Below are 9,257 nucleotides of genomic sequence, written 5' to 3'. Positions count from 1 at the left end.
TCTGCGGGCACCGTTGCGCCGACGGGCTCGATCCCGACGACCCGTCCACGTCGTGCCGCCAGGTCGCTGGTGACCGGGCCGACATGCGCGTCGGGGGTGAGCACGCAGACGGCGAGCACCGGTTCGAGCAGGACGATCCCGGCGGACCGAGCCGCGTTTTTCAACGCCAGCGCACCCGCGGCCTGGAAGGCGACGTCGGAGGAGTCCACGGAGTGCGCCTTGCCGTCCACCAGGCGAACCCGGATGTCGACAAGCGGGAAGCCGGCGGCGACCCCGAGGTCGAACTGGCGCCACACGCCCCTTTCCACCGACGGGATGAACTGACGCGGGACCGCACCGCCGACGACCTCGTCGCGGAATTCCCGTCCGAATCCCGGCGGTAGCGGTTCCACTTCGATATGACAGATTGCATACTGGCCATGGCCACCGGACTGCTTGACGTGCCGGCCTGTTCCCCGGGCCGGTCCGCGTAGCGTCTCCCGCATGGGCACCTGTACCGGCACCCGATCGACATCCACGCCGTACCGGTTCCCGAGCCGCTCGATGATCACATCGCTGTGTGCCTCGCCCATGCACCACAGGACGAGCTGACCAGTCTCACCGCTGTGTTCGACAGTCACGCTCGGGTCCTCTGCGGTGAGACGGGCAAGCGCGGTCGACAATTTGTCCTCGGCGCTCTTCGTCCGTGCGCGGATCGCCACCGGCAGCTGTGGCTCGGGCATGGTCCAGGCCTCGAGCATGATGGGACCGTCCGGGCTCGACAGCGTGTCCCCGGCCTCCGCTGTCATGATCTTGGATACGGTGCAGATGTCGCCGGCCCGGCACATCTCGACGGTCTGCTGCGTCGCCCGGCCCAGCGGCCGGGAGATCGTGCCGATCTTCGCGTCCTCGTCGTGGTCGGGGTGGCCCCGGTCGGCCCGGCCGTGTCCGGCGACATGAACCGGCGTGTCCGGGCGCAGCGTTCCGGAGAACACCCGGATGAGGCAGATGCGTCCGACATAGGGATCGGTCGTGGTCTTGATGACCTCGGCGGCCAGCGGACCGTCGGGGTCGCCTGACGGCAGCGGACACGGCGATCCGTCCGGTCGGCTGGTGGCTGGTAGCGGATGTTCGAACGGGGACGGGAACGCTCGCGCGAAGAGGTCCAGCAGCTCTGTCACGCCCAATGTGCCGGTGCCGTTCCCGACGGTTGCCACGACCGGATGGAAACGGCCGCGGGCGACCGCGGTCTCCAGATCGTCGAGCAGTAGTTTCGTCGACAGTCTCTCACCGGCGAGGTAACGGTCCAGCAGGGACTCGTCCTCGCTCTCGGCGATGATCCCTTCGATCAGGGCGTCGCGGGCCGCGGCAACCGCCCCCGGCCCGCCGTGCTGGCTCGCCGGACCACCCTCGGCCGGTGCCAACAGGTCGACCAGCCGGTATCGCTGCTCACCGGGCCCGGGTTCGTCAGGTCGCGGGCGGCCGACTGGCAGGTACAGCGGGAGCACGCCCGCCCCGAACACCTCCTGGCAGACGGTGAGGGTCGAGGCGAAGTCGGCCTGAGGGCGATCGAGCTTGGTGATCGCGATTGCGCGGGGCGTTGCGGCGGCGGCGCATTCGTCCCAGAGCAGCCGGGTGAAGCCGTCGACTCCGTCGAGGGCGCTGACCACGAACAGGGCCGCGTCGGCACCGCGCAGGCCGGCGCGCAGGTCCCCGATGAAATCAGCGAGCCCCGGTGTATCGAGAAGGTTGATCCGCAATCCCCGGTGCATCGTGGACAGCGCAGTGAGGTTGAGCGTGCGCTGCCGGCTCTCGGTGTCGTCATGATCGGCATGTCGGGCATTGGCGGCACGGCCGTGTGCAGCCTCACCGCCGTCCGCTGTGGCCAGCAGGCACTCGGCCAGGGTGGTCTTACCTGCTCCGGTGTGGCCGACCAGGACGATGTTGCGCACGTCGGTGCCGCGTTGGTGATCGGGACGGACCTCGCATGGTGCTGACTTCACCCGCGCCTCCCCGCAGTGACATGGCCACTGGGTGAATGGGTACGGTGAGAAACCAGTGGACGGCTGCCGGACGGATTACTGAGCCCTCAGGGAAGGTGAGCCCCGCAGGGAAGGTGAGCCCCGCAGGGAACGCGAGCCCCTTGGGAACAGATTCCTCCTTGACGGGCGTGTGAACAACCCGTGTCGGCCGAATGATGTGGCGGTTGCCGATCGTGCCGGCAGTACTGTGAACGAGCAGTGCGGGACGTACGGGACGGGACGGGACATGCTCGCTAGCAAGGCGCGACCGCAGATCCAGCACGTGCTCGATCCCCTGGGTGAGCGGTTGGCCCGGTCGCGGGTGTCACCGGATGCCGTGACCATCGTGGGCACCATCGGCGTGGTCGGTGGGGCGCTGGGCTTCTTCACCCGCGGGGTCTTCTTCGTCGGCGCTGTCGTCATCACACTGTTCGCCGTCTCCGACCTCATCGACGGACTCATCGCCCGCGCTCGCGGGATCTCCTCGCCGTGGGGTGCGTTTCTGGACTCCACCTCCGACCGGGTCGGTGACGGCGCCATCTTCGGCTCGTTGATCATTTGGTACGCCGGTGACGGTGATTCGTTGCCGCTGTGTGTGGCCGCCCTGATCTGCCTGACGGCTGGTTCGATCATCTCGTATGTCAAAGCCCGGGCGGAAGGGCTGGGATTTCACTGTGACGTCGGCTTCGCCGAACGCGGTGAGCGGCTTCTGGTCGTTCTGGTCGCCGCTGGTCTCTACGGACTGGGCGTGCCGTATCTGCTACCGGCCGCGCTGTGGTTCCTCGCCGCGGCCACGGTGTTGACGGTGGCGCAGCGGATCGTCCATGTCCATCGGCAGTACCTGGGGCGAGGCCAGGGCGCTGCCGGGCGGGCGGCCCGGCCGCCGGTCGAACCGCCCGCGGCAACGCGGGTCCACTGACGGGGCCGGCCGGCGTTGACGACTGCGCGTGCCCGGATGACGGACCTGGCCTACGCGACGGGCTGGCGGGTCGTGCGTGTCCTGCCCGAGCGTGTCGCCGCGCGGGTGTTCACCGCGGCGGCCGATGCGGCCGTGCGCCGGGACGGCCGCGGAGTCCGTCGGTTGCGCGCAAACCTGGCGCGAACAGTCCCACCCGACACCGACCTCGACGATCTCACGCGAGCTGCCATGCGGTCCTACGCCCGCTACTGGCTGGAGGTCTTCCGGCTGCAGGACATGCCGCGCGAACGGATCATCAAGGGTATGCGCATGGTGGCGGAACCGCGGCTACGGGCGGCACTGGCGTCCGGCCGCGGCACCATCGCGGCGCTGCCGCACATGGGAAACTGGGAGCATGCCGGCGCGTGGCTCGCCGCGAACGGGGAACCGTTCACGACAGTTGCCGAGCGGGTGGAACCGGCATCCCTGTTCGACCGGTTCATACGGTTCCGCTCCGCGCTCGGCATGGAGGTCATCCCGCTCACCGGTGGTGAGCGGCCACCCTTTGACCTGTTGGCGGATCGCCTGCTCGCCGGCGGCACGGTGTGCCTGCTGGCCGACCGTGACCTGTCCGCGGACGGGGTGCCGGTCACCTTCTTCGGAGCGACGGCCACGATGCCGCCGGGGCCGGCCGCGCTCGCGCTGCGGACCGGGGCGACGTTGCTGCCTGCCACGCTGTGGTTCGATCCGGACGGCTGGGGTGTGCGTATTCACCCGGCTGTGCCGCATACCGACGTAGCGCAGATGACCCAGGCGCTGGCAGACGCCTTCGCCGAGGGAATCGCGGCCTACCCCGCGGACTGGCACATGCTCCAACGCATCTGGCGGGACGAGCCGGCGACCGCCGCTGCGGTTGAGCCGGTTGAGCCGGTTGAGCCGGTTGAGCCCGTATCCTGCCCGCCGCCGGCCGGAGTGGAAACATGAAGATCGGGCTGGCCTGCCCTTACACCTGGGACGTGCCCGGAGGGGTTCAGGTCCATGTGCGCGACCTCGCCGAGACTCTCATCGGGCTGGGTCACGACGTTTCGGTGATCACGCCGGTCAACGATGAGACAACCCTCCCGCCCTATGCCGTGGACGCGGGCCACGCGGTGCCGGTGCCCTACAACGGCTCGGTCGCCAGGCTGCTGATGGGGCCGGTGTCAGCCGCCCGTGTGCGCAGGTGGTTGCGGGAGAACGACTTCGACGTGTTGCACGTGCACGAGCCCACAGCGCCCAGCGTCAGCCTGCTCACCTGCATGCTTGCCGACGGTCCCATCGTCGCCACCTTCCACACGGCCAACCCGCGTTCGAAGATCCTGACGGCTGCGCACGGCGCATTGCAGCCATCGATGGAGAAGGTCCGGGCCCGGATCGCGGTGTCCGAGGCGGCGAGGCGAACGATCGTCGAACATCTCGGCGTGGACGCGATCCTCATTCCCAACGGCGTGGCGGTGGGCACCTTCCGGGACGCCACACCGCTGCCCACGCGCCCACCGGGCGGCGCGACCGTGGTCTTCCTGGGGCGTATCGACGAGCCCCGCAAAGGTCTGGACGTGCTGCTGGCGGCCTTGCCGACGCTGGTGGCGCGGTGCGAGCGGGCGCGACTGCTGGTTGCCGGCCCGGGCGATGGCGAGGCGGTGCTCGACCGGGTGGAGCCGGGTCTGCGGGACCGGGTGCACCTGCTCGGTCTGGTCTCCGACGCGGACAAACCGCGGGTGTTCCATTCGGGGGAGATCTATTGCGCGCCGAACACGGGGCAGGAGAGCTTCGGCATCGTCCTGCTGGAGGCGATGGCCGCCGGCGCGCCGGTTGTGGCCAGCGATATCGACGCCTTCCGTCGCGTCCTCGACGACGGCCACGCCGGCCGACTGTTCCCGGTCGGGGATCCGGCGGGGCTTGCCCATGCGCTTGCCGGGCTGCTGGCCGATCCGGGCGAGCGTGGCCGCCTCAGCGATCGGGGCCGGGCGGTGGTAACCGCCTATGACTGGCCGATGATCGCGAAAAGTATCGTCGGAGTGTACGAGATGGTCGCCGGCGACGCGCCGGTATCGGTAGCGGTGGGTTCCCAGCAGAAGGCGATCCGTCATTCTGCTTGATCGGAGTCAATCCCCTGGCGCGGCGTCACCCGGTGTTGACTACGCTGCGCGAGGTGCCCCTAGTTGTCCTCACGGTCGCGGTCATCGTTCTGATCGCCACGTACCTCACCTGGCTCGCGAGCCGTCTCGACCGCCTCGCGGTGCGGGTCACCGACGCCCGCACGGGACTGACCGCCCAGCTGGCGCTGCGCGTGGCCGCGGCCGGGGAACTCGTCCGACAGTGCGAACTGGCGGAGCTGGGCGAGGCGGTGGCGCGGGCGCGGGCTGCGCATGCGGCTCTCGCTGCTGACGGTCCGCTGGACAACGACGCCGAAGCGGTGGAGAACAACCTCAGCCGGGCGTTGCGGTCAGCGCAGGTCGCGGCGACAGCCGATCGCGCGCCTGACGCCCTGCACGCGGTGGACGTCGCCGCGGCGAGGGTGGCCCTTGCCCGCCAGCTGCACAATGACGCGGTCCGTGATGTCCGGGCGTTGCGAAGCAGGCGGGTCGTCCGGATACTGCGCTTGTCCGGGCGCAGACCGTTGCCCGCCTACTTCGAGATCGACGACGCTCTCCCGGTGCGCAGTGGCGGAGACGGGAAGATCGACGGCGATGCTGACGAGCATAAGCCCGACGGTGGTACCTTGAATGGTGATATGACCGGATTTGCCCCATGATGCTCTTTCTGTAATGCGGCGTGCGGCATGCGGTGTGCGGCGTGCGGCGTGCCGTCGCGACCACTCGTCTCCGACCGCCCGTGTGCCCACCCGGGTGCCCAGGTGGGATTCAGGTGGTACTTCGGCCGTACGATGAGGCGTCCCCCGTCCGGTGCGAATGCGCGCATCCGCCGGTGGCCCGGGAGGCCGAAGTCCGGTTTGTCGACGTTCGCGTGGGCAGGGACACCTGCTCCCGACGGATCCGTGTAAAGAGAGGCGAGTCATGTCCGATGGCCTGACCGCACCCGAGCCTGCGCAGCCCGACGACGGGCCCGCACGGGTGGCCGAGCCTCCCCGCTCCGCCGGTACCCAGGTGGGGACGGCCCGGGTCAAGCGGGGCATGGCGGAGATGCTCAAAGGCGGAGTGATCATGGATGTGGTCACCGCCGACCAGGCGAGGATCGCCGAGGATGCCGGGGCGGTCGCGGTGATGGCCCTGGAGCGGGTGCCGGCCGACATTCGTGCCCAGGGCGGGGTGGCTCGCATGAGCGCCCCGGAGATGATCGAAGAGATCATCGAGGCGGTGTCGATCCCGGTCATGGCCAAGGCGCGTATCGGCCACTTCGTCGAGGCCCAGGTGCTCCAGCAGCTGGGGGTCGACTACGTCGACGAGTCCGAGGTCCTCACCCCCGCCGACCCGCACCACCACATCGACAAGTGGCGGTTCACCGTCCCGTTCGTCTGCGGCGCGACCAACCTGGGTGAGGCGCTGCGTCGCATCGGCGAGGGTGCGGCGATGATCCGGTCGAAGGGTGAGGCGGGTACCGGCGAGGTGTCCAACGCCGTCGTGCACATGCGCACGATCAGAGCGGAGATCGCCCGCCTGTCGGTGCTGGACCCCAGCGAGCTGTTCGCCGCGGCCAAGGATCTGCGCGCCCCTTACGAGCTCGTGGCCGAGGTCGCGAGCCTGGGGCGCCTGCCGCTCGTCCTGTTCACCGCGGGTGGCATCGCCACGCCCGCGGACGCGGCACTGATGATGCAGCTGGGCGCCGACGGCGTGTTCGTCGGCTCGGGCATCTTCAAGTCCGGTGATCCGGCGCGGCGTGCGCGGGCGATCGTCGAAGCCACCACCATGTACAACCACGCCGACGTCCTGGTGAAGGTCTCGCGTGGTCTCGGGGAGGCGATGGTCGGCATCAGCACCGGCGAGCTGGAGCCCGCGGCCAGGTTCGCCGATCGCGGCTGGTGAGCGACCTCGGCATGATCGCCCCGGCAGCGCGGCCGGCGCGGGTGGGCGTGCTGGCACTGCAGGGCGACGTCCGCGAGCATGTCCGGGCGCTGCGCGCGGTCGGCGCCGACCCGATGGAGGTCCGGCGCGTGTCCGATCTGGACGCGGTGGACGGGCTGGTCCTGCCCGGTGGGGAGTCCACCACGATCGGGCGGCTGCTGCGCGTGTTCGATTGGCTGGAACCCCTGCGGGCGGCGATCGCGGACGGGCTGCCGGTGTTCGGATCCTGTGCGGGCATGATTCTGCTGGCCCGCGAGGTCCTGGACGCCGCACCCGGCCAACCGCTGCTCGCAGGCTTGGATGTCGTCGTGCGGCGCAACGCGTTCGGCCGTCAGGTGGACTCGTTCGAGGCGGATATCGATCTCGTCGGTGTCGCCGGCGGCCCGGTTCGAGCGGTCTTCATCCGGGCACCGTGGGTGGAGAAGGTCGGGGACGAGGTTGAGGTTCTGGGCCGGGTTGGTGACAGAATTGTCGCGGTCCGCCAGGACAATCTGCTGGCAACGGCATTCCACCCGGAGCTGACCGGTGACATCCGGATACACCGGATGTTCGTCGACGTTGTCACAGGCAATCGTGGAAGGCAGGGGTCGGTACAGGTGAGGGGCAGGGCATGAGCGGTCACTCCAAGTGGGCGACCACGAAGCACAAGAAGGCAGTCGTCGATGCGCGTCGTGGCAAGCTGTTCGCAAAACTGATCAAGTCGGTCGAGGTGGCGGCGAAGACCGGTGGTGGGGACCCGGCCGGAAACCCGACCTTGGCGGACGCCATTGCCAAGGCCAAGTCGCAGTCGGTGCCGAACGACAACATCGACCGGGCCGTCAAGCGGGGCTCGGGGGAGCTCGCCGGCGGCGTCAACTACGAGGAGATCACCTACGAAGCGTACGGGCCCAGCGGTGTGGCCGTCCTGGTCGAGTGCCTCACCGACAACCGCAACCGGGCCGCCTCCGACGTCCGGGTCGCGATCACCCGAAACGGTGGTACCGTCGCGGACCCCGGTTCGGTCTCGTACCTGTTCAACCGCAAGGGCGTCGTCCTGGTCCCCAAAACGCCCGGTCTGAGCGAGGATGACGTCCTGGCCGCCGTTCTCGACGCCGGCGCTGAGGAGGTCAACGACCTGGGTGACGCCTTCGAGGTCGTGTCCGAGGCGACGGACCTCAATGCGGTGCGGGTCGCCGCGCTGGGCGCCGCGCTCGCGGTTTCGGCCGCGGACCTGTCGTGGCTGCCGAGCATCAGCGTGCCGTTGGACGAGGAATCCGCCCGCAAGGTCCTCAAACTCGTCGAGGCGGTGGAAGATCTCGACGATGTCCAAAATGTCTGGTTTAATGCTGACATCTCGGATGAGATCATGGAGTTGGTCTCGGCCTGACGGGTTTTCCTCGCCGGCTACCAGTCACCCCTCGCGCCTCACTCCTCGCGCATCGCAACGCGCGGGTGTCAGGTGCGACCTGGCGTTTCGAGAGTCGAACGGACGTTCGCGCGTGTCGCGACCGTGGCGAACCGTCCCGGGGCCACAATGGTCGACGGTAGCTGAAGTCAGGATTCAGAACGGCTGGTCCGCGGACCAGCCAGCGGGAGGGCGCTGGTGCTGGTGCTCGGTGTCGATCCGGGGCTCACGCGCTGCGGTCTCGGTGTGGTTGACGGCGGCCCCGGCCGGAACGCCTCGCTGGTTGCGGTCGGTGTGCTGCGCACGCCGGCCACCGACGACGTCGCAGCCCGGCTGTGGGCACTTGAGCAGGGCCTGGATGAATGGATCGGCCGGCACAACCCCGATGCGGTCGCGGTCGAGCGGGTGTTCAGTCAGGCCAACGTCCGGACGGTCATGGGTACCGCGCAGGCCGGGGCGGTGGCCATCGTCGCGGCGGCCCGGCGGGGCCTACCGGTGGCGCTGTACACGCCCAGCGAGGTGAAGGCCGCGGTCAGCGGTAGCGGCCGGGCGGACAAGGCCCAGGTGGCGTTCATGGTGAGCCGCCTGCTGAGGTTGCCTGATCCGCCGCGTCCGGCCGATGCGGCGGACGCCCTGGCGCTGGCCCTGTGCCACCTGTGGCGTGGCCCGGCGCTGGCCAGGATGGCGGCTGCGGTCCACGGTGGCCAGGCTGTCCGGAAGGAGACCGGTCGATGATCGCTTCTGTTTCGGGCACGGTCGCAGCCTTGTCACCCGAAGCAGCCGTCGTCGAGGTCGGTGGGGTCGGGCTGCTCGTGCAGTGCACCCCCGCGACGCTGTCACGGCTGCGGGTAGGCCAGGATGCACGCCTGGCCACCACCCTGGTCGTCCGGGAGACCGAGCTCACTCTCTACGGG

At 69.4% G+C, this 9,257-nt stretch carries 10 protein-coding genes; 9 read left to right on the top strand and 1 reads right to left on the bottom strand.

What is annotated here, in order from left to right; genetic code table 11:
* Positions 1–1,982 (bottom strand): elongation factor G-like protein EF-G2 (locus U9983_RS23730; protein ID WP_322756140.1); only part of this gene is annotated, 1,982 nt, incomplete at its 3' end.
* A 265-nt stretch (positions 1,983–2,247) separates the two neighbouring features.
* Between U9983_RS23730 and pgsA the strand changes: the two genes are divergently transcribed.
* From pgsA to U9983_RS23685, 9 genes are all read left to right on the top strand, one after another.
* On the top strand, positions 2,248–2,919 hold the full coding sequence (pgsA, locus tag U9983_RS23725) for a phosphatidylinositol phosphate synthase (protein ID WP_322756139.1): 672 nt from the start codon (positions 2,248–2,250) through the stop codon (positions 2,917–2,919).
* 36 nt (positions 2,920–2,955) lie between these two features.
* A complete protein-coding gene (locus U9983_RS23720) occupies positions 2,956–3,882 on the top strand; it encodes a phosphatidylinositol mannoside acyltransferase (RefSeq protein WP_416211506.1) in 927 nt (308 codons plus the stop codon).
* Complete coding sequence (locus U9983_RS23715; RefSeq protein WP_322756137.1) at positions 3,879–5,036, top strand: glycosyltransferase family 4 protein; 1,158 nt, start codon at positions 3,879–3,881, stop codon at positions 5,034–5,036. The genes U9983_RS23720 and U9983_RS23715 overlap by 4 nt, the downstream gene beginning before the upstream one ends.
* 32 nt (positions 5,037–5,068) lie before the next feature.
* Positions 5,069–5,692: a hypothetical protein gene (locus U9983_RS23710; RefSeq protein ID WP_322756136.1), complete on the top strand. Its 624-nt coding sequence runs from the start codon at positions 5,069–5,071 to the stop codon at positions 5,690–5,692.
* Between the two features lie 262 nt (positions 5,693–5,954).
* Positions 5,955–6,920, top strand: a complete 966-nt coding sequence (pdxS, locus tag U9983_RS23705) for a pyridoxal 5'-phosphate synthase lyase subunit PdxS (protein ID WP_322750925.1) — start codon at positions 5,955–5,957, stop codon at positions 6,918–6,920.
* A gap of 11 nt (positions 6,921–6,931) precedes the next feature.
* Entirely contained in the window at positions 6,932–7,573 is a 642-nt protein-coding gene (gene pdxT / locus U9983_RS23700; protein WP_322756135.1) for a pyridoxal 5'-phosphate synthase glutaminase subunit PdxT, read from the top strand.
* Positions 7,570–8,325, top strand: a complete 756-nt coding sequence (locus U9983_RS23695; RefSeq protein WP_322756134.1) for a YebC/PmpR family DNA-binding transcriptional regulator — start codon at positions 7,570–7,572, stop codon at positions 8,323–8,325. Before pdxT ends, U9983_RS23695 begins: the two co-directional genes overlap by 4 nt.
* Before the next feature lie 216 nt (positions 8,326–8,541).
* Positions 8,542–9,078: a crossover junction endodeoxyribonuclease RuvC gene (gene ruvC, locus U9983_RS23690; protein ID WP_322756133.1), complete on the top strand. Its 537-nt coding sequence runs from the start codon at positions 8,542–8,544 to the stop codon at positions 9,076–9,078.
* Positions 9,075–9,257 (top strand): OB-fold domain-containing protein (locus U9983_RS23685; protein ID WP_322756132.1); only part of this gene is annotated, 183 nt, incomplete at its 3' end. The genes ruvC and U9983_RS23685, both read left to right, overlap by 4 nt.

It is taken from the genome of Protofrankia sp. Cas3 (genome assembly GCF_963555955.1).
Classification (GTDB): domain Bacteria; phylum Actinomycetota; class Actinomycetes; order Frankiales; family Frankiaceae; genus Protofrankia.
Note: the sequence above shows the minus strand (reverse complement) of the source record. Positions and strands in the feature narration are given on the sequence as shown.